The 19817-nt window shown below is 66.5% G+C and carries 21 protein-coding genes and 1 tRNA gene; 13 read left to right on the top strand and 9 right to left on the bottom strand.

Features of this window, described 5'->3' with window-relative positions; all coding sequences use genetic code 11:
• Window positions 1-2: 2 nt before the first annotated feature.
• Both EB75_RS08440 and EB75_RS08435 read right to left on the bottom strand, forming a co-directional pair.
• Window positions 3-1292 (bottom strand): SPFH domain-containing protein, encoded by a 1290-nt coding sequence (locus tag EB75_RS08440; RefSeq protein WP_073694996.1) that lies wholly within the window; start codon window positions 1290-1292, stop codon window positions 3-5.
• Between the two features lie 165 nt (window positions 1293-1457).
• Window positions 1458-1544: transfer RNA gene (locus EB75_RS08435), tRNA-Ser, on the bottom strand.
• Window positions 1545-1608: 64 nt separating this feature from the next.
• Here EB75_RS08435 and EB75_RS08430 point away from each other — a divergent pair.
• From EB75_RS08430 to EB75_RS29245, 3 genes are all read left to right on the top strand, one after another.
• On the top strand, window positions 1609-2580 hold the full coding sequence (locus EB75_RS08430) for an NAD(P)H-quinone oxidoreductase (RefSeq protein ID WP_073694979.1): 972 nt from the start codon (window positions 1609-1611) through the stop codon (window positions 2578-2580).
• 9 nt (window positions 2581-2589) lie between these two features.
• Complete coding sequence (locus tag EB75_RS08425) at window positions 2590-2994, top strand: acyl-CoA thioesterase (protein ID WP_073694978.1); 405 nt, start codon at window positions 2590-2592, stop codon at window positions 2992-2994.
• A 300-nt stretch (window positions 2995-3294) separates the two neighbouring features.
• A complete protein-coding gene (locus EB75_RS29245) occupies window positions 3295-4527 on the top strand; it encodes a hypothetical protein (protein WP_168176011.1) in 1233 nt (410 codons plus the stop codon).
• 16 nt (window positions 4528-4543) lie between these two features.
• Here EB75_RS29245 and EB75_RS08415 read toward each other — a convergent pair whose 3' ends face one another.
• Entirely contained in the window at window positions 4544-5740 is a 1197-nt protein-coding gene (locus EB75_RS08415; protein ID WP_073694976.1) for a cysteine desulfurase-like protein, read from the bottom strand.
• Window positions 5741-5853: 113 nt separating this feature from the next.
• On the opposite strand from EB75_RS08415, the gene EB75_RS08410 reads away from it, so the two are divergent.
• The 5 genes from EB75_RS08410 to wzm are packed head-to-tail and all read left to right on the top strand — an operon-like array spanning window position 5854 to window position 10910.
• On the top strand, window positions 5854-7815 hold the full coding sequence (locus EB75_RS08410; RefSeq protein WP_073694975.1) for a DUF6541 family protein: 1962 nt from the start codon (window positions 5854-5856) through the stop codon (window positions 7813-7815).
• Between the two features lie 13 nt (window positions 7816-7828).
• A complete protein-coding gene (locus EB75_RS08405) occupies window positions 7829-8350 on the top strand; it encodes a bacterial proteasome activator family protein (protein WP_073694974.1) in 522 nt (173 codons plus the stop codon).
• 3 nt (window positions 8351-8353) lie between these two features.
• Window positions 8354-9157, top strand: coding sequence for a galactan export ABC transporter ATP-binding subunit Wzt/RfbE (gene wzt / locus EB75_RS08400; protein WP_073694973.1), 804 nt, complete (start codon window positions 8354-8356; stop codon window positions 9155-9157).
• A gap of 5 nt (window positions 9158-9162) precedes the next feature.
• Window positions 9163-10083 (top strand): galactofuranosyltransferase GlfT1, encoded by a 921-nt coding sequence (glfT1, locus tag EB75_RS08395; RefSeq protein WP_073694995.1) that lies wholly within the window; start codon window positions 9163-9165, stop codon window positions 10081-10083.
• Window positions 10080-10910: a galactan export ABC transporter permease subunit Wzm/RfbD gene (gene wzm, locus EB75_RS08390; protein WP_073694972.1), complete on the top strand. Its 831-nt coding sequence runs from the start codon at window positions 10080-10082 to the stop codon at window positions 10908-10910. Before glfT1 ends, wzm begins: the two co-directional genes overlap by 4 nt.
• A gap of 1 nt (window position 10911) precedes the next feature.
• Here wzm and EB75_RS08385 read toward each other — a convergent pair whose 3' ends face one another.
• From EB75_RS08385 to EB75_RS08360, 6 genes are all read right to left on the bottom strand, one after another.
• Window positions 10912-12120, bottom strand: coding sequence for an NlpC/P60 family protein (locus tag EB75_RS08385; RefSeq protein ID WP_286150124.1), 1209 nt, complete (start codon window positions 12118-12120; stop codon window positions 10912-10914).
• A 52-nt stretch (window positions 12121-12172) separates the two neighbouring features.
• Window positions 12173-12637 (bottom strand): helix-turn-helix domain-containing protein, encoded by a 465-nt coding sequence (locus EB75_RS08380; RefSeq protein WP_073694970.1) that lies wholly within the window; start codon window positions 12635-12637, stop codon window positions 12173-12175.
• A gap of 168 nt (window positions 12638-12805) precedes the next feature.
• A complete protein-coding gene (gene tatA, locus EB75_RS28425) occupies window positions 12806-12985 on the bottom strand; it encodes a Sec-independent protein translocase subunit TatA (protein WP_083612090.1) in 180 nt (59 codons plus the stop codon).
• Between the two features lie 91 nt (window positions 12986-13076).
• Complete coding sequence (locus tag EB75_RS08370; protein WP_073694969.1) at window positions 13077-13751, bottom strand: Dabb family protein; 675 nt, start codon at window positions 13749-13751, stop codon at window positions 13077-13079.
• The gene (locus EB75_RS08365) at window positions 13744-14100 is read right to left on the bottom strand and encodes a hypothetical protein (protein ID WP_073694968.1); all 357 of its coding nucleotides are present in this window, start codon (window positions 14098-14100) and stop codon (window positions 13744-13746) included. The genes EB75_RS08370 and EB75_RS08365 overlap by 8 nt, the downstream gene beginning before the upstream one ends.
• Window positions 14101-14160: 60 nt before the next feature.
• Window positions 14161-14715 carry a LamG domain-containing protein gene (locus EB75_RS08360; RefSeq protein WP_142239488.1) on the bottom strand — a complete coding sequence of 185 codons (555 nt, stop codon included), beginning with the start codon at window positions 14713-14715 and terminating at the stop codon, window positions 14161-14163.
• A 36-nt stretch (window positions 14716-14751) separates the two neighbouring features.
• Between EB75_RS08360 and EB75_RS28740 the strand changes: the two genes are divergently transcribed.
• The 5 genes from EB75_RS28740 to EB75_RS08340 all read left to right on the top strand — a co-directional run.
• Complete coding sequence (locus tag EB75_RS28740) at window positions 14752-14931, top strand: hypothetical protein (RefSeq protein WP_142239487.1); 180 nt, start codon at window positions 14752-14754, stop codon at window positions 14929-14931.
• Between the two features lie 249 nt (window positions 14932-15180).
• Entirely contained in the window at window positions 15181-15483 is a 303-nt protein-coding gene (locus EB75_RS08355; RefSeq protein WP_073694966.1) for a hypothetical protein, read from the top strand.
• A 144-nt stretch (window positions 15484-15627) separates the two neighbouring features.
• Window positions 15628-16266, top strand: a complete 639-nt coding sequence (locus EB75_RS08350) for a hypothetical protein (protein WP_073694965.1) — start codon at window positions 15628-15630, stop codon at window positions 16264-16266.
• Between the two features lie 81 nt (window positions 16267-16347).
• Window positions 16348-18156, top strand: a complete 1809-nt coding sequence (locus EB75_RS08345; protein ID WP_073694964.1) for a serine/threonine-protein kinase — start codon at window positions 16348-16350, stop codon at window positions 18154-18156.
• A 289-nt stretch (window positions 18157-18445) separates the two neighbouring features.
• Window positions 18446-19817, top strand: a 1372-nt coding sequence (locus EB75_RS08340; RefSeq protein ID WP_073694963.1) for an HNH endonuclease signature motif containing protein, incomplete at its 3' end; no start/stop codon positions are given.

The following is a 19817-nucleotide window of genomic DNA, read 5'->3' as shown; positions in this document are numbered from 1 at the left end:
TCCTACAGCCCGAGTGCCTTCGCCTTGGCAGCGTCGTAGTCGGCCTGCGTGATGAGGCCCTGGTCGAGCATGCTCTTGAACTGGGCGAGCTTGGCCACGGGATCATCAGCCGCGGGAGCCTGCGGAGGGACCTGGGGAGGAGGCGGCGGCGCCTGCGGGTAGCCCTGCTGCGGGTAGCCCTGTTGGGGATAACCCTGCTGCGGGTAGCCCTGCTGCGGTGCATATCCCTGCGGCGGCACCTGCTGATAAGGAGCTGGGCCCGGGGGTTGTTGCAGGCCACCCATCGCGCCGCCCGCGGCATTCATCCCCATACCCATCATCGCGATGCCCGCGGCACCACCACCGTTCTCGCCCGCGGCCTGCATACCGCGCGCAACAGACTGCTGCAGGAACGAGTTGCCACGGTTGCCGCTCAGGGCATCCGCCTTCTTGACATCCGAGAGCAGCCGGCGGGTGTCCTCGTCGTACTCGATCGATGCGATCGCGACGTTGACGATCGTGATTCCCCGCCCGGTCGTCCAGCGGTACGCCGCTTCGACGGCCGCCGAGAGTGACTGGGCGAAACCGATTGAGTCGCCCTGGATTCTGGCCATCCGATTGCCCTTGGACGGATCGTTCGTGTAGTGCGAGAACGCCGGCGCCAGCGATGCCACCACCTCGTTGAAGAGCTGGGTCGCCGCGTCGTTGTCGAAGTCGGTGAAGTCGAAGATCGCCCCGCCCGGTTGCAGGTATGTCAGCGGCACGAACTGGGTGGCGAACAGGATCGGGTCCAGGATGCGCATGGTGTACGTGCCGCGCGTGATGGCACCCACCTGGGCGCCGAGATAGGCGTCATCCCAATAGATTTCGGACTGCGTGCCGAAACGGTTGTTCGGGATTTCACGAAGGTTGACATAGAAGACCAACTGCTGGCTGCCCGGCTGGCCGCCGAACTTGAAGCGCTCGAACGATTGCTTGATCAGCGGGCTGACGATGCCGTCACCGGCGAAGATCGACTGCGAGTTCAGATCATCCGAACGCCACTCGTATCCGCCGGGCTGAGCGATGAAGCCCGTGATCTTGCCGTCCTGGAACGTCAACAGACCGGTGCCCTCGGGAACCACGAGTTTTGAGCCGTTGGTGATGATGTTCTGCGACCCATGGGTATTGGAACCGCGGCCGGCGTTCTGACCGACGGGCACACCCGGGAAGATCGCCGCGGTCGGGGCGACCTGCGGCGGGACGATGAAGTCCTTCCATTGGTCTGCGAGCGATCCGCCGAACGCGCCGACAAAGGCCTGAATGAAACCCATGAGTGTGCTCCTCAGACGCAGGAGAAGGTAGATCGCCTCCAGTTGGAAGCCATAGCGTACCTGTGCGAGCGGCGTCGTCGACTTGATCGACACGATGCATGTGCTCTCTACCGAAACCGTAGGGAAAACCCCTATTCGTTCCAGGTCACAGCCCGCCCGAAAGAGCGGTGGCGGAGGGATTTGAACCCCCGGTTGGGTTTAACCAACTCTCGCTTTCAAGGCGAGTGCATTAGGCCGCTCTGCCACGCCACCGCGGAACAGCCTAAGGGGTCCAGCCCCGCGCGAGCCCGTCGGGTCCGTGTGTAGCGTTGCGTCCATGCGCGCCATCGTCGTCGAATCCCCTGGTCAACTGGTATGGACCGACGTACCGGACGTGACGGCCGCCGATGGCGAGGTCGTCATCGACGTCACGACCGCAGGAGTGAACCGGGCCGACCTGCTGCAGGCCGCCGGCCTGTATCCCCCGCCGCCGGGCGCCAGCGACATCCTGGGACTCGAGGTTTCGGGCGTCATCTCCGAGGTCGGCGCCGGCGTCGAGAACTGGACCGTCGGCGACCAGGTGTGCGCGCTGCTGGCCGGCGGCGGCTACGCCGAGAAGGTGGCCGTACCCGCGCCGCAGGTCATGCCGATCCCAACGGGGGTGAGCCGGCAGCACGCGGCCGGCCTGCCCGAGGTCGCCGCCACGGTGTGGTCCAACCTGATGATGACCGCGCACCTGCAGCCCGGCCAACTGGTGCTGCTGCACGGCGGCGCCAGCGGCATCGGCACGCATGCCATCCAGGTCGCCCACGCGCTGGGCGTTCGCGTCGCAGTCACCGCGTCACTCGAAAAGCTGGAGCTCTGCCGCGAATTGGGCGCCGACATCCTGGTGGACTACCGCGACGAGGACTTCGTCGCACGGATGACGGAGATGGGCGGCGCCGACGTCATCTTCGACATCATGGGTGCCTCCTACCTGGACCGGAACATCGATGCACTCGCGCCCGACGGCCGCGTGGTGATCATCGGAATGCAGGGCGGCGTCAAGGGCGAACTGAACATCGCCAAGCTCCTCGGCAAGCGGGCCGGCGTCATCGCCACCGCGTTGCGCTCCCGGCCCCTCGACGGACCGTCCGGCAAGGCCGCGGTGATTTCCGAAGTGGTGCAGCATGTTTGGCCGATGGTGGCCGACGGCCGGGTACGCCCCATCATCGGCGCGGAGCTGCCCATCGAGCAGGCCGCGGCGGCCCACCAGCTCCTGCAGGCCGGTGCCGTGTCGGGGAAAGTGCTTCTGCGGGTACGGGATTAGGTTGACGGCGTGACGTTCACCTACACCGCGCCCGTCCGGTATCTCGAGGTCGACCAGCAGGGCGTGGTCTTCAACATGTGGTACCTGGCCTACATGGACAAGGCCTTCGGCGCGTTCATCGCCCAAAAGGCTTCGTGGCACGACATCTTCGACGCGGGCGTCGACACCCAGGTGGTGCACACCGAACTGGACTGGTCAGGCTCGCTGAAGTGGGGCGACCAGATCCACGTCGACGTCACCGTCCCCGCCCGTGGCCGCACGTCGTTCACCGCCGAATTCCTCATCCACGCGGGCGATGCCACCCAGCCCATCGTGACGGCACGGACCGTCTACGTCTGTATCGCCACAGATGGGTCCGGCAAGGTCGAACCGCCGCAGATTCTGATCGATGCGCTGGGGCTCGAATTACCCTGATTGCGGGGATGCGCCGCAAATTCATTCAACGAATTCAGGAATTATTGAAGCGTCCTAAATTCGTCGAATAAGGTCGGTGGAATAACATCATTCGCAAGCGGTCCAGGGCCATCTACCTGCATATTTGGCGCCTCCGACCGTATCCATCACGCCCAGGGTCGTCTATTCGCGCGAAACATAATTTACGAATGTTGGCATCAATTTCCGCGTGTCCGCCGTCGAAAATTTGTCGGCTGTTTATATTCAGCCGACCACCGAAGAATTGCGGATAACGGAAGAAGGCCGATGTCGAAGTTTCGAGTGACCACCACAGTCGCGGCGGCTGCCATGGCCGCCGCGGGCACCCTCATCATGCATCCCGAACCGGTGACCACCGAGGTCAAACTGGTATCCAACGAACACGCCTGCGAGGCCGGTAGCCCCACCAATTGCCTTGGCAGTACAGGAAATCTCTCGCCCAACGCGCTATCCGCGATGGCGGTCAGTACCTCGGTTCGACCGTGGTTCGGCAACGGCGGCCTGCTGATCGGCAACGGCTTGGACGCGGCAGCGGACTGTACGGGCAAGGCCTGTAACGGCGGCAACGCGGGCTGGTTCGGCGGCAGCGGCGGCGACGGGGCCAACGGTGGCCGCGGCGGCAATGCCGGACTCTTCTACGGCAACGGCGGCGCGGGAGGCGCAGGCGTGGCAGCGATATACGACGACGCCGGCGCGTTGGTCAGCGCGGCGACGGCCGGTGGCCGCGGCGGCAACGCCGGTCTGGTCGGCAAGGGTGGCGCCGGCGGTACCGGTGGCTCAGATCAGAACTACGCCAACTCGAGCGCCCCGGACGCGCACGGCGCCGCAGGTGGTGCCGGCGGTAAGGGCGGTCAGCTGGCGGGTCACGGCGGTGCGGGCGGCACTGGCGGCTACGGGTATTCGGGCTACGGCAACGGCACCGGCGGAACCGGTGGGGCCGGAGGCAGCGCGACCAACGGCAACGGAGGTAAGGGCGGCACCGGCGGCACCGGTATGTCCAAGGGCAATACGGCGGGCACGTCAGCCAAAGGCGGCAATGGTGGAGCGGGCGGCAGCACCGTCGTCGGCAAGGGCGGCGACGGCGGATACGGCGGATACGGGGATGCGCTCGGATCCGCCCAGGGCACCGGCGGCAGCGGCGGCGCCGGTGGCGCCACGTCCGTCGGCAATGCCGGTAACGGCGGCGAAGGCGGGTTCACCGATGGCTACGCCGGACTGCAGGGCGGACACGGGGGCGCGGGCGGCAATGTCCGTTCGCCGGGTATCGGGCGCGGTGGCCACGGCGGCAGAGGTGGGGATGCCACGGCCCCGGACGGCGCCTCGGTCACCGGGGGTGCCACCGGAGGCAATGGCGGTAAGGGCGGACGAGGCGGTACTTCCGGCCGCGGCGGGAACGGCGGCGCCGGGGGCAACGCCTCGGGTGGCACCACCAATGCCGGTGGCACGGGCGGGGCAGGGGGCGCCGGTGGAGCCGGTGGCCAGTCGGGAAGCGCGGGGGCGAACGGCACCCCGTGACGGGATGGTCCGGGCGTCAGCCCAGCGAGGCGAGCGCCCGGACCAGCTGATCCACTTCGGCGGTGGTCGTGTAATGCCCGAGCCCGACAGTCACGGCGCCGCCGATGTCGTTGACGCCGATGGCCTCCAGCACCCGGGAGTTGCTGTCCGACACCGCCAGTACGCCGTTGTCGGCCAGCCGGCTGATCACGCGGTCGGCGGGCACGCCCTGAACCGCGAAGCTCAGCACCGGAATGGCGGCCTCAGGAGCTCCGAGAACCATCACCAGCGGCAGCGACCGCAGCGAGTTGAGCAGGTACCCGAACACCCGGTTCAGGTAGGCCTCCGCCGATTGCATTGAGCGCGCGAGCCTTTCGCGACGCGAGCCGGTTGCGGCATCGTCGAGGTTGGCCAGGTATTCGATGCTGGCCACCACCCCGCCGAGCAGTCCGAACTGGTGCGCACCGACCTCCAGGCGGGCGGCGCCCGTCGCGTTCGGGTCCAGCGACACCGCCGCCAGGGTGTCGATCATCGCCGGGTCGCGGAAGACCAGCGCGCCGATCGGCGGGCCACCCCACGCGATCGCGTTGAGCGCCACCACATCGGCGTCGACGTCGTTGATGTCCAGCAGTCGGTAGGGCGCGGCCACCGAGTGGTCGACCACGACCATGCCGCCGTTCTCCCGCGCCATCTTGGTGACGGGCCGCAGATCGGTGACGGTGCCGAGCTTCGATGATGCCGAGGTGATCGCGATCAGCCGGGTCGGCCGCGTGATCAGGGTCTCCCACTGCCAGCTGGGCAGTTCGCCGGTCTCGATGTCGACCTCGGCCCACTTCACCTTGGCGCCATAGCGATTCGCCGCCCGCAGCCACGGTGCGATGTTGGCCTCGTCGTCCAGACGGGTGACGACCACCTCGTAGCCCAGGCCTGACCGCGACGCCGACGCCTCGGCCAGCGAGTTCAGCAGGACGGCACGGTCGGCGCCGAACACCACTCCGCGCGGATCGCCGCCGACCAGATCGGCGACGGCCTGGCGCGCGGCGGTCAGCACTGCGGCGCTGCGCTGGGCGGCCGGGTGCGGCCCGGTGGCCGACGACATGGACCCGCGGAACGCGGTCGAAACGGTGGTCGCTACTGAGTCCGGCAGCAGCATTCCGGTCGGCGCATCGAAGTGCACCCAGCCGCCGCCCAGTGACGGGTGCAGACCGCGCACCCGGGCGACGTCGTATGCCATGCCATGCCAACCTTCAAGCGATTCAGGCCTGCCAGCCAAATTTTTCCGGCGGGCGCGCCCCGCTGCACACACACCGGCGAAAGCCGGGCCACCCGAACAGCCATACTAGTGCAGTGAGCTTGGCGTCCGGCGTCCTTGTCGCCCTGTTGATCATGGTGATACCTGGAGCAATCACCGCCCGCGTAGCACAGCTAACCTGGCCCGTTGCCGTCGCAGTCGGCCCCGCAGTGACCTACGGCATCGTAGCTTTGGCCGTCGTCCCATTGGGTGCCGTCGGCGTTCCGTGGAACGCCTGGACCGCGTTGCTGTCGTTCGTCATCGCGGTTGTGGTGGTGGCCGGGCTTCGTCGTGCCCTGCGACGGTTCGTCGACACGCCAGCGGAAGCCCTCGCGATCACCCGCGGCCCGGCGCTCTTCGTCGCCGCGGGCATTCTCGTCGGCGCGGCCGCCATCGCGATTTCAGCAATCCTCGGCATGCCGCATTGGCAATCCATTCCGAGTACCTGGGACTCGGTCTGGCACGGCAACACCATCCGCTGGATTCTCGACGTCGGTCAGGCCTCGCCGATGCACATGGGCGAGCTTCGCAATGTCGAGACCCACGCGTTGCTGTACTACCCGTCGACGTTCCACGCCCTCGCCGCCGTCTTCTGCCAACTCACCGGCGCCGCCCCGACGACGGCCTACACCCTGCACTCGCTGGCGGCCTCGATCTGGTTGTTCCCCGTCAGCGCGGCGAGCCTGACGTGGGCCATGGTCCGGCCGTACAAGTGCCAGCGGTGGAGCGCCGGTGCCGCCGCCGCGGCGGGTGCCCTTGCGGCGTCGTTCACGGCCCTGCCCTACGTCGAGTTCGACGTCGCCGCCGTCCCCAACCTGGTGGCGTACGGCCTGGCCGGCCCGACGACCGTGCTGATCATGTCGTGCCTGCGGCACCGGAACCGGATTCCGCTTGCCGTCATCGCCCTGGTCGGGGTGTTCTCCACGCACATCACGGGCGGCGTCGTCGTCGTCACGTTCGTCGGCGCGTGGTGGCTGTGCGACACCCTGCGGAATCCGGTGCGCGGGCGCCTCGCCGACATCCTGACCCTCCTGGCCGTCGCAGTGCCGTCGCTGGTACTGCTGCTGCCGCAGTTCATCGGGGTGTTGGCACAGGCCGACATCATCGTCGGGCACGCATTCGTCACCCACCAGACCCGGCTTCGGGTGCTGTTCAACGCGATCGTCGAGCACACGCGCCACCTCAACGATTACCCGATCCAGAACATCCTGATCGCGCTCGGCGGCATCGGCGGGCTGATCCTGCTGATCAAGCGCGTCTGGTGGCCCGCGGTGGTCTGGCTGGTGATGATGGTCGCGATCGTGCATTCCGGGGCGCCGTTCGGCGGTCCGATCGGCAAGCTGATCGGGGCGTACGCCGACCTCTACTACAGCGACCCGCGCCGACTGTCTGCCGTGGTGACCCTGCTGATCACGCCGTTCGCCGGGATCGCGTTGTTCGCCATCATCGTCTTCGCCGTCGACTGGCTGCGGAAACGGGCGCCCCGCACCGAACGGTTCTGGGCCGTCGCCACGGTGCTCGCGCTCGTCGTGTCCACAGTCGGCCTGGCGTGGCACTACTTCCCCCGGCACCGCTACCTGATCGGCCAGAAGTACGACCGGATCATGGTCAACGACAAGAACCTGGAGGCCTTCGCCTACCTGGCGACGCTGCCCGGCGCCAAGGACACTCTGATCGGCAACGCGAACACCGACGGCACGTCGTGGATGTACGCGGTCGCGGGCCTGCATCCGCTGTGGACGCACTACGACTATCCGCAGCAGCAGGGCCCGGGCTACCACCGCTTCATCTTCTGGGCCTACGCCGACGACGCCGACACCGATCCGCGGATCGCGGAGGCGGTGCACGCCCTGAACATCCGGTACGTGATCACCAGCTCGACCATCGTCAAAGGGTTCGTCATGCCCGACGGACTAGTGTCGCTGGATAAGTCGAAGTCGTGGGCCAAGATCTACGACAACGGACGGTCCCGCATCTACGAGTGGCGCGGCGACGCCGCCGCACCGGCGAACAGATAGGAACAGTGCAGCAATGACGCTGAAACCAGAAGACGACGACGACAACATCGAGGTCATCGGCGGGGACCTGGCATTGGGCGGGGAAGACCTCGACCAGGGCGACGAAGGCAAATCGCTGACCGACCTGGTCGAGCAGCCGGCCAAGGTGATGCGGATCGGCACCATGATCAAGCAGCTGCTGGAGGAGGTGCGCTCCGCGCCGCTGGACGAGGCCAGCCGCAACCGTCTGCGCGACATCCACCGGTCGAGCATCCGCGAGCTCGAGGACGGCCTGGCACCGGAACTGACCGAGGAACTGGAACGGCTGTCGCTGCCGTTCTCCGAGGAGAAGGTGCCTTCGGCCGCCGAACTGCGCATCGCGCAGGCGCAGCTGGTCGGCTGGCTCGAAGGACTGTTCCACGGCATTCAGACGGCCCTGTTCGCCCAGCAGATGGCGGCCCGCGCGCAGCTGGAGCAGATGCGCCAGGGCGCGCTGCCACCCGGCGCCGAGGGTGGCCGTGGCCCGTTCCAATCCGGCACCGGCCAGTACCTGTAGACCGTGAGCGAACCGCATATCTCCACGCAGAACGCGTGGGTCGAGTTCCCCATTTTCGACGCGAAGTCCCGCTCGCTGAAGAAGGCGTTCCTCGGCAAGGCCGGCGGCGGCATCAACCGCAACGAGTCGAATGTCGTTGTGATCGAAGCACTTCGGGACATCACCATGTCGCTCAACATGGGTGACCGCGTGGGTCTGGTCGGGCACAACGGCGCGGGCAAGTCGACGCTGCTCCGCCTGCTGTCGGGCATCTACGAACCGACGCGCGGTTCGGCGACCGTGCGCGGCCGCGTGGCCCCGGTGTTCGACCTGGGTGTCGGCATGGATCCGGAGATCTCCGGTTTCGAGAACATCATCATCCGCGGCCTGTTCCTCGGGCAGACCCGCAAGCAGATGATGGCCAAGGTCGACGAGATCGCCGACTTCACCGAACTCGGCGAGTACCTCTCGATGCCGCTGCGCACCTACTCCACGGGTATGCGGGTGCGGTTGGCGATGGGTGTGGTCACCAGCATCGACCCCGAGATCCTGCTGCTCGACGAAGGCATCGGCGCGGTCGACGCGGAGTTCCTGAAGAAGGCGCGTACGCGACTGCAATCGCTGGTGGAACGCTCCGGAATCCTGGTGTTCGCGAGCCATTCCAATGAATTCCTGGCGCGGTTGTGCAAGACGGCGATGTGGGTCGATCACGGCACCATCCGCATGACCGGCGGCATCGAGGACGTCGTCCGGGCCTATGAGGGTGAGGACGCGGCACGGCACGTGCGCGAGGTGCTCGAAGAGAACGAGCGCGAGCGCCAGGCGTGAGCGACATGTTGTGCGCGGTGATCGTCACGCACCGACGACCCGAGCTGTTGGCGAAATCCCTTGCCGTGGTGTGCTCCCAGACGCGACTGCCCGATCACGTGATCGTCGTCGACAACGACAACGACCCCGCGGTCCGGACCCTGGTGGAGTCCCAGCCGGTCGCCACCACGTACCTCGGCTCCGCCCGGAATCTCGGTGGCGCAGGCGGTTTCGCACTGGGCATTCTGCACGCACTGGCCCTGGGTGCTGACTGGGTGTGGCTGGCCGACGACGACGGGCGCCCCGCCGATACGTCGGTGCTCGCCACCTTGTTGGCCTGCGCGGCAAAGCACGACCTGGCCGAGGTATCGCCCATGGTGTGCGACATGAATGAGCCTGGGCGGCTGGCCTTTCCGCTGCGCCGCGGGCTGGTGTGGCGGCGGCGAGTGTCGGAGTTGCAGGTGGACAAGGACGCGGGTGTCGACCTGCTGCCCGGTATCGCCTCGTTGTTCAATGGTGCGCTGTTCCGGGCGGCAACGCTGGAAGCCGTTGGCGTACCTGACATCCGGTTGTTCGTCCGCGGCGACGAGGTCGAGGTTCACCGCCGGCTCGTGCGTTCCGGCCTGCCGTTCGGCACCTGCCTGAACGCGGTGTATCTACATCCGCAGGGCTCCGACGAGTTCAAGCCGATCCTCGGCGGGCGCATGCACACGCAGTACCCCGACGACGCCACCAAGCGCTATTTCACCTACCGCAACCGCGGATACGTGCAGTCACAACCGGGTATGCGCAAGCTGATCCCCCAGGAATGGGTGCGGTTCGGTTGGTACTTCCTGATCACCCGACGAGACCCGGCCGGCTTCCGCGAGTGGATGCGATTGCGCGGCTTGGGACGTGACGAAAAGTTCGGCAGGCCCGGTTCACCCGATTCAGGAGGACAGCGATGACGTTCACCGACGCGGCCGCGCAGTCCAAGACACTGCGCCGCGCCTGGGCTGACCTGGTGACGGGGTTCGGTAAGCGCGAACTCTGGCTGCACCTGGGCTGGCAGGACATCAAGCAGCGGTACCGGCGTTCGGTGCTCGGCCCCATCTGGATCACCATCGCCACCGGCACCATGGCCGTGGCGCTGGGTGGCCTGTACTCGCAACTGTTCCACCTGCCGCTGGCCGAGCACCTGCCATACGTGACGCTCGGCTTGATCATCTGGAACCTGATCAACGCGTCGATCCTCGAAGGCGCCGACGTGTTCATCGCCAACGAGGGCCTCATCAAGCAACTTCCGACGCCACTGTCGGTGCACGTCTACCGGTTGGTGTGGCGACAGGTGCTGTTGTTCGCACACAACATCATCATCTTCGTGATCATCGCGATCATCTTCCCGAAGCCGTGGTCCTGGGCCGACCTGTCGGTGATTCCAGCGCTGGCACTGATCGTGGCCAACTGTGTCTGGGTCGCACTGTGTTTCGGCATTCTGGCCACCCGGTACCGGGACATCAGCCCGCTGCTGGCCAGCCTGGTGCAGCTGCTGTTCTATATCACGCCGATCATCTGGAACGACCAGACGCTGCGCCTCCAGGGCGCGGGCACCTGGTCGAAAATCATTGAGCTGAACCCACTTCTGCACTATGTGGACATCGTCCGTGCGCCGTTGCTGGGTGAGCCGCAGGAGCTGCGGCACTGGATCGTGGTGATCACGCTGACCATCCTGGGCTGGGGCGTCGCCGCCGTCGCGATGCGCCAGTACCGCGCCCGCGTGCCGTACTGGGTGTAATTCAGTACTCGATGTAGCGCACCGCGTAGGGCGTCATGCCACTGGTGCGCACCCGGGAGATCCGTACCACCTGGCCGGTGTTCGGTGCCTCGAGCATCTGTCCGTCGCCGAGGTAGAGCGCCACGTGTTGGCTCCCACCCGGCCCGTAGAAGATGACGTCGCCGCGGCGCATCTGCGCCGTGGGGATCTTGCGGCCGGTTTCGTACTGGAATCCCGAGTAGTGCGGCAACAGGATGCCCACGCCCGCAAAGGCATACAGGATGAGGCCCGAGCAGTCGAAGCCGACGGTGTGGGCACCTTCCCTGATGCCGCTCGTCGGACCGCCGGCGTACCCACCGCCCCATGAGTAGGGAACGCCGATCTGCGCCACTGCTCGCCGGATGACGTCCTCGGACGCGCGGAGCCCGGCGCTGACGGGGATGCGCCCGTTCGTCAGACCCGTGTCAGATGCGGCGGGCAGTCCGACGGTGGCCATGAACTGCCGCCCCATGTCCGCGGTGGCCCGGGCCGAGCCCGCCGACAGCCGCAGCACCTCGATGATCGCCGCCTTGGGGTCACCGCTGAGCAACGCCGACGGCACTTCGGGGAGGTAGTCGAGTTCCGGGTTGATCTGGCCGGCGCCAGTGGTCGAGAGACCGGCCCGCGCCGCATCGCGCTGGGCGACCAACTCGCCGATCTCGCGTCGTTTCGCGGCGAAATCCGATTGCGCAGCAGTCAACTCAGCAGCGGCGGTATCCAGGCTCTGCTGAGCCGCGACCACCGACTGCTCGGCTTTCCGCCGGGCCTCCCGAGCCGCAGACTGTCGGTTGGTCCGCTCCGTGCGGGCCCGCTGCACATCCGCGATCAACTGCTGTGAGCTGATCGCGAGCGTCTGGGTCACCGTCACGTCGGTCAGGATGTCCGGACCGTGCACGTACACCGCGGCGGCGTACTCGTCGACCCGATGCTGCACCGAGTCGACGGCGGTGGTCGAACTATCCAGCGCAGCTTGGCTTTCGACGACCTGCCGCTCGGCCTCGGCGCCGTCGTCACGGGCTTGTTGAACCACGGCGATGGCCTTGTTCACGGCTTCCTGCCGGGCTGCGATCGAAGCACCGACGTCGTGCAACTTCTGCTCGGCCTGGGCGACCGCGGCCACGAGATGCGCCAGGCTCCCCGGATCGGACACCTCCGGCTCGGCCAGGACAGGCGTAGCCGTTGTCAACGTCAAAGCTGTGAGCGCAGCCAATGGCGAAATGCGCTGCATGACAATGCCACCCCTTCTAAGGGCCCGAGCCCGCCTCAGTGTGGCCCAGCTGGTGCGGCTTCAGTCCGAAGGTCTTCCAGATGCGGCCCACGGTGGATTTGGACAACCCGTACGCGTCGGCCATCGATGCCCTGGACCAGGGCTCGACTCCAGACGGTGATCCGCTCAACGTCGCGGCGACCACCTGTTCGATCTGCTCGTCAGTGATCCGGCGCGGCGCCCCCGGACGCGGCTCATCGGTCAAACCGTCCAGCCGCTTCAACAGAAACCGCCGCCGCCATTTCCCGACCGTCTGTTGCGAGACGCCCAGCTCCTCGCTCACCTGCTTGTTGGACTTTCCTGCGGCACAGCCCAATACGATCTGGCACCGCTGGGACAGTGCGCGCGGCGAGTGCGCGGACCAAGCCCACTGAGTCAGAGTTCGGCGTTCCTCGTCGGTCAACGTCAGCTTGTCGACGGGCCTGCCGGCACGCCCCGTCATTCCCCCAGCGACCTTGGCCGTTGGAGCGATCGACGGTGCCAGTTCCCGTGCACACCATATGGTTATCATGTGGATTCCCTGAGCAAGGTGAATGTCCCAATGACCGGACCATCAGTCGAATTTCTCTCTGCCGCAGCAGAATCCGACCCCGGCCGATGTGACGCCAGGTTACAGAGGTGCAGCTGTGGTGTCTGAGTCGGACTCCCGGTGCAGCTCACGAATCTCGGATCTGAAGATGCGCAGCGACTTGCCGACCGACTGCGCGGCATCTGGGAGCTTCTTGGCGCCGAACAGCACGACCACCACCACCGCGAGAACCAGCCAATGCCATGGCCCGAAATTGGCGATCATGATTGCCTCCTGATTGCGAAAATTGTCGCGACCGTAGCCGAGTTGCCTTGCGCGGCAGATGCTTCCCCGCCGCGCACGGCGAACAGTGCTACGCGATGACCGACGAGGTGATCGGGCAGAACGTGTTCATCAACACCGGGTCGACGAGGAACTCGGGGTACTCGGGATCGAACCAGCGGTCCACATGCGCGAAGTGGTCCGGGTGCATCAGATACGTCCCCACCAGCCCGGGCAGCGCGGCGTACTCCTGCTCCCAGACGTGTGTCCACGGATGCAGGCCGTTGGCGGTGTCCGGCTTCGAGACCGTCGACAGCTGCCAGCGCTGAATGGTCTTGATGTACTTGGGCATCGCGGACGTCTCCTTGCTGAACTGGTCGAGCCGCTCACGCGACGGGTCGACGTTCGCGTAGAAGAACGCAACGCGATAGATCGTCGGGCTGCTGGCAGTGCCTCCCGATAGTCCGCCGTTGTACGTCACCTCATTGAGCGACGCGACGGTGTTCTTGTCGTTCAGCAGAGCGCGCAAGTCCTTGCCCTGCTTGCTGTTCGACGCGGACTCGTACCCGCCCCGGTTCCCGAAGGATCCACGGCAGATCAGGTCGCCACCGTTGAGCTTGAACTGGTTCTGTGGCGAAGCCTGCGCGATGGGATTCTTGACCCCGGGCAGGCCCTGCATCAAGGACTGGAACTTCGCCGTCGCCGCCGTCCGGCCGGCCGCGTCCATTCCCTTGGGGAACTCAATTACCAGAATCCAGTTATACATTCGCGAGCCCCGCAAGATCGTCGACGTCGGCCAGGATCATCCTGGACCGGGATTTACACAGCTTCGGCGCCTTGTCACGCCACCAGCTCAGCACCGCCGGGTCATTGCGCCCGGCGAACTTGAAGCCCCAGACGCCCAGGGCGTCCGGCACCGTCCATACGAAGAGAATCCGGTTCGGATTCGGCTCGCCGTCCACCAGCCACTCACAGGGCATGACCATGCGGTTCGCGAGAGTCATACCGCGCTTGATCGCGCCGGGGACGTACTGCTTCATATAGGCATCGACGAACGCCGGCCCCTGGCCCGGATTCACCGTGATGTCGTCGATTATCCAGATTGGCTTAGCCATTCACCGACTCCTTTCTTGTTGTGAGACAGCAGTTCTGGTTCGCCGCTGCCGAACCCGACATCACCAGACACGCACCGAGTCGACGAGCATCTGCGCCGGATACACGGCCCCCGAACTGGGCGCCGTGAGACTGAGGACCGGAACGATCCGGGAATTGGAGATCGAGCGCGCGGGGACCTCGAACGACGGCCGCGCGCCCTTGACGTAGTCCGACCAGACATACATCTGACCCTGGTGCAGTTGCCCGCGCCACGTGTGCCACTGGTCGTCCACGTCCATGCGATAGGACTCGGATGCAGCCGCGCCCAATTCCGCACCCGCCCAATGGATGTGGCCATGCCACCCCGCCAACCGCGAGCTGTCTGACGTGTCGGGCAGGGCCTGCAACCTCACCCGCGCTTCCCACGCAGTGCCGGCCCCGCCCTGCCAGTTGGTGAGCAGGGAGCCACCGACGTAACGATCACCCTCACGCGTCGTGCGAATGACCAGATTCGAATTGCCGTCGAGGAAGGCCGTGGGCTCGACTGCCCACTTCGCGCCGTCCGGGAGGCTGCCGGCCGGACCCTCGAACTCGTCCGCGAAGAGCGGACGCCCCTGCGCGCCACCCAGTGGCACGGCGCTCGCAAGCGTGCCACTCCCGATCCTTTCGGCGTGAGCAACGGAAGCGGGGGCCGCGGCTACGAGCAAGCCGAACCCCGCCATTTTCATCAAACTGCGGCGATCGATCTCAGACATGCCGGCGAATATAGCCAGCCCACATTTGCGAAACACCATTTCCTTATCGGCGTGTCGCAATATATTGAGCGTCCAATATTTGTTGAAAGTATTTAAGTTCACATAATAATGTGGACTTATGGCGCATTTTATTAAATCAACTTAGGGCACCTATCTCCGCAGGTAGATGCGCTGCAGATTGGCCCCCAAGCGAGTTCTGTGAACTCATCGCAATTGTTTCGCGCCGAAGTCGTTATTTCGATAAGCAAAGGTGCTCCCTGTGACTCGAATTGCTCGCGTCCATTTCCACCACAATAGGAGAAAAACCATATGTCCATATTCCCGCCGCATTCGCGAGATATCTGCATGGCGACCATGAGCGCCGGGCTCGCCATGGCCGCCCTGTCATTCGCGAGCGGGGTCGCAGATGCCGACGACTCGATCTGGCCCACACCTCCGCAGCCCGCCATCGACTCCACGCTGACGGTGCCCGATGCCACGACGTCGGCTGGACTGGCTCCCGCAACGCTGACGCCTGGAACGACGGCGACAACGTCGACGCCGAACGGAACTCTGCTGCCGACACTCTTGGTGGATGTGGGCACCTTCCTCGGCCAACTGGGATCGGCCCTGGGCGCGGGCACAGCCGCGACGGTCCCGGGCGCATAGCTGCGACAAATGTCGCGTAGGTCACTGCTCCAGATTTAGCTCGTTGTCTCCGGGGATCCCGCCGGTCACCTGACCGTCACCCTGGGTTCGGTGGCGCGGAGTTCAATTGCGGCGACCGGCTTTCCGCGTTTTCCAGGAGCAACCATGACCATCACCGAAACCCCCACCACCAACGACACCGCGAACGGGCAGGTCATCGAGGCCGAGCTCGTCGAGACCGCCACCGAGACCGCCGCCGAAGAGGAAACCAACACCGGGCTCGCCATCCGCGAGGTGCTGAGCGGCGTGTTGGAGCGTCAGCTCGACGCCGGCCACAGCCTCACCCGCCAACTCGTCAGCGCCACCTCCGCGGCCGCCGAGGCAGTCGTCGAGTCGCCTGCGAAGGTGATCTCCTCTGTCCGCGACGGCGCCACCCTGCCGGACGCGGTGACCGAGACCAGCTCGGCCGTGCAGGATGTGCTCGCCGAGTCGGGCCGCGACATCCGCAGCGCCGTAGGCGAATACGTGGGCCGCAACGCCGTCGGACCCAACGCCATCATCGCCGGGGCGTCGCACGTGGCCGGCTCGCTGGTACGGGCCCAGGGCGCCCTGACCGCGACCGCCGTGGACGGACTGTTCACCGTGGCCGGCACCGCCGCCCAAGGTGCCGACGACGTGCGCGAGGTCGCCAGCCGCGAGTGGAGCGAGCTGCGCACCACTGCCACGTCGGCCCGCGAAGCCATCGAGGCCCAGCTCACCACCACCCGCGAGAGCATTCGGGACGCCTTCGACACCACTGCTTGATTCACCGCGACGCTAGGGGTCGGCTGCGATGCGCGGCCGACTCCGAGCAACTCGATTTGCCCTGGTTTGTAGGCTTCGAGGATGCCGTTCAACGCCGGTGACGTCTTCGCCGGCTACACCATCCAGCGGCTCCTCGGTGCCGGTGGCATGGGTGAGGTCTACCTGGCCCAGCATCCTCGCCTTCCCCGCCTGGATGCACTCAAGATCCTCTCGGAGACCACCACGCGCGATGAGGAGTTCCGCGCCCGGTTCACCCGCGAGGCAGAGTTGGCCGCGGCGTTGTGGCATCCGCACATCGTCGGGGTACACGATCGTGGCGAGTTCGAAGGCCGGCTGTGGATCTCGATGGACTATGTCGAGGGCACCGACGCCAAGTACCTGATCGAGCAGCACCCGTCGGGCATGCCCTTGCAGGACGTGGTGGAGATCGTGACGGCCGTCGCCGAAGCCCTCGACGTCGCGCACGAACGGAACCTGCTGCACCGCGACGTCAAACCGGCGAACATCCTGGTCACCACGCCGTCGGGAAGTGCCCGGCGACGCATACTGCTCACCGATTTCGGCATCGCCCGGGAAGCCGACGACGCGAGTGGTCTCACGGAGACCAACGTGGCCATCGGCACCGTCGCGTATGTAGCGCCCGAACAGCTCACCGGGAAGACGCTCGACGGCAGTGCAGACCAGTACGCCCTGGCTGCGACCGCGTTCCACCTGTTGACCGGCGCACCTCTCTTCGACGACGCCAATCGCATCGTCCAAGCCGGCAACCACCTCTACGCACAGCCGCCCCGGCTGTCTGAGCGGCGTAGTGACCTCGCCCATCTCGACGCCGCGATGGCGAAGGCGCTGGCAAAACAACCTGGTCAGCGCTACGCGCGGTGCCTGGACTTCGCCCGGGCGCTGAGTGGCAGCACGGATCTGTCGACCGCGCCCCAACCGGTGCCGGAGCGCGATACCGAGCCGACTCCCCCTGATGCCGGTCCCCGTACCGCCCCGTGGGAGCTCCCCGACGACCCCAAGCCGAGCAGCTCGCCGGAGACCAAGCGGCTGGAAATGCTGACGATCATGGGCACCGCGCAAGGGGTGCAGAAGCTACCGTCCGGATCTGAGGGCGACGACGAGGTCTGGACCTTCCGTGTGGAGCGATACGAGTCGACCGGCGACGCGCACACCGCCGTGCCGGTCGAGCTCCGGGGCGCCTCCATCACGGGCCAACTCTCCGACGGTGATGTGGTGGAGGTCAGCGGCTACTGGGATGGCCGGACGCTCTTCGTCGACTCGGTGATCAACCATTCGACCAGCACTCGCAGACGTCGCGGTGTTGTGACGTCGCGCCCGGTACGCATCGTGCTGGCGCTGACCGTGATCGCAGTGATCGTCGCCGCATCCATCCTTCTCGTCCGCGGTATGGGCGGGTCGTCCCGCGGCGCCCCGGGGCCGATCGTGACGCCCCAGCGTGCGACGGTGTTCTCCCCCGGCGGCTCACCAGACCATCCGGATCAAGCGGGATTGGCCGTCGACGGTAACCCGGACACGTCGTGGCCCACCGATGTCTACCAGGATGCCTCGCCGTTTCCCGCCTTCAAGCAGGGTGTCGGCCTGCTGCTTCAGCTCCCGTCGCCGACTGCTTTGAGCGAGGTCACGATCGACGTGCCCAGCACGGGCACAGTGGTGCAAGTTCGTGCGGCCGAGAATGCCAACCCGAGCAGTCTGTCCGACACTACGGAGCTGACGCCGAATGTGACGTTACGACCGGGCGAGAACACCATCACCGTCGACAATCAGACGAAAACTTCCAACGTGCTGGTGTGGATTTCGAAGCTGGGCACCCTCGACGGGCAGAGCCGCACGGACATCGCAGAGATCACCCTGCGGGCCGCAGGCGGTTAGCCCGCAGGGGCCCTGTTTGGCCATGTCGGCGGGAACCACACCGAGGGCTGGGCGCACCCGGTGGTGGCCGAAGCGGCGTGATCGGCGGCTACTTCGTGTTGGGGTCCTTCGCGTCATATGTCGTCAGCCCGACGTGCGTGGTATCCGGGATCGCCAACACGTGGCGTCCGAGCTCCGCTTGGGTCAGGACTGGTCTCCTTGTTCAGGTCCGACTGACTCCATCGACGAGTTATCCACAGGCGCGAAAATTTTGTGGACCTGATCAGATCCGGCGGGTAGACTCGCACATATGTTCGAACATGTGGGAATCGGGGCCAGCGGGACGCTGGTTCACGATGTCTCCGTGGTCGACTCGATGGTCCATTTCGCGCGGGTAGCGGCGATCGCCGAGTCCGGAAAATTCCGGGCCATCGCCGACTTCGTGGCGCTGCGGGTCGATAACCAGGGTGATCGGCAGTGGTGGGCCTGTGATGGCTGGGACGCCGCCGTCGCCGAGGTGGGGGCGGCGTTGGGGATCGGGCGCAAGGAAGCCTCCGGGCAGATGTCCATCGCGGTCGCGTTGTGCGAGCGGCTCCCGAAGGTGGCGGCGGTATTCGCCGACGGCGGGGTATCGGCGCGGACGGTCGGGACGATCTGCTGGCGCACCCGCCTGGTCGAGGACGCCAACACCCTCGCAGTCATCGACGCCGCCCTCGCCGGAGCCTTGTCCGAATGGGCGGGCCTGTCCCGCAAGAAGATCGAGCGCAAGATCGACGGCTGGGTGCACAAGTTCGACCCGGCCGCCGTGCTCAAGGTACGTGCGGCCGCCCGCCGCCGTGGGGTCGGGATCGGCAAGCCGGACGACGAGACCGGGGTGGCGTCCATCTGGGGTGCCCTCCTGGCCACCGATGCTGAACTGCTGGATCGGGTGTTGACGGAGATGGCCCGGCAGGTCTGCGAACAGGATCCGCGCACGTTCGGGCAGCGCCGCGCCGACGCCCTCGGAGTGCTCGCGGCCCGCGGGGACCGGTTGGCCTGCCAATGCGGATCCCCGGACTGCCCGGCCGCCGGGCCCGATGCCCGCGCCACCGCCGTGATGATTCATGTGCTCACCGATGCACTGCCCGCACCAATTGCGGATCCGCTGCTCAGCGGAGACCCAGCCGCACCCCTCACTCCGACGCCAACCCCGCCGGCCGCGCCAACCCCGCCGCCGGCGCCTGAGCCCGCTCCCGCACCGACGCCCGAGCCCGAGCCGGTTCCCGAGCCCCATCCGCATTCCAAGGCTCGGCTGGCTGAAAGCCCGGCACCCGCGCCGAGTCCGCCGACCGAGTCTGCGCCCGCGCCGAGTCCGACGTCCGAGCCTGCTCGGCCGCCGGCGCCGGTGCGCACCCCCGTCGGCTACGTGCTGGGTGGCCCGGTGGTGCCGCCGTCGCAGTTGGCGGATTTGGTGGCCCGCGGCGCCACAGTGCGCTCGGTCGCCTCGGCCACTGATCTGGGCGGGGTGCCGCGGTACCGGCCCTCGACCGCGATCGACGAGTTCGTGCGGATGCGGGCCATGACGTGCATGTTCCCCGGCTGCGACCAGCCCGCCACCACCAGCGATGTGGACCACACCATCCCGTGGCCGGACGGGCCCACCCATCCGGGGAATCTGGGCCCCAAATGCCGCAAACAATATC

It is taken from the genome of Mycobacterium sp. ST-F2, from assembly GCF_001905655.1.
In the GTDB taxonomy this organism is placed as follows: Bacteria; Actinomycetota; Actinomycetes; order Mycobacteriales; family Mycobacteriaceae; genus Mycobacterium.
Note: the sequence above shows the minus strand (reverse complement) of the source record. Positions and strands in the feature narration are given on the sequence as shown.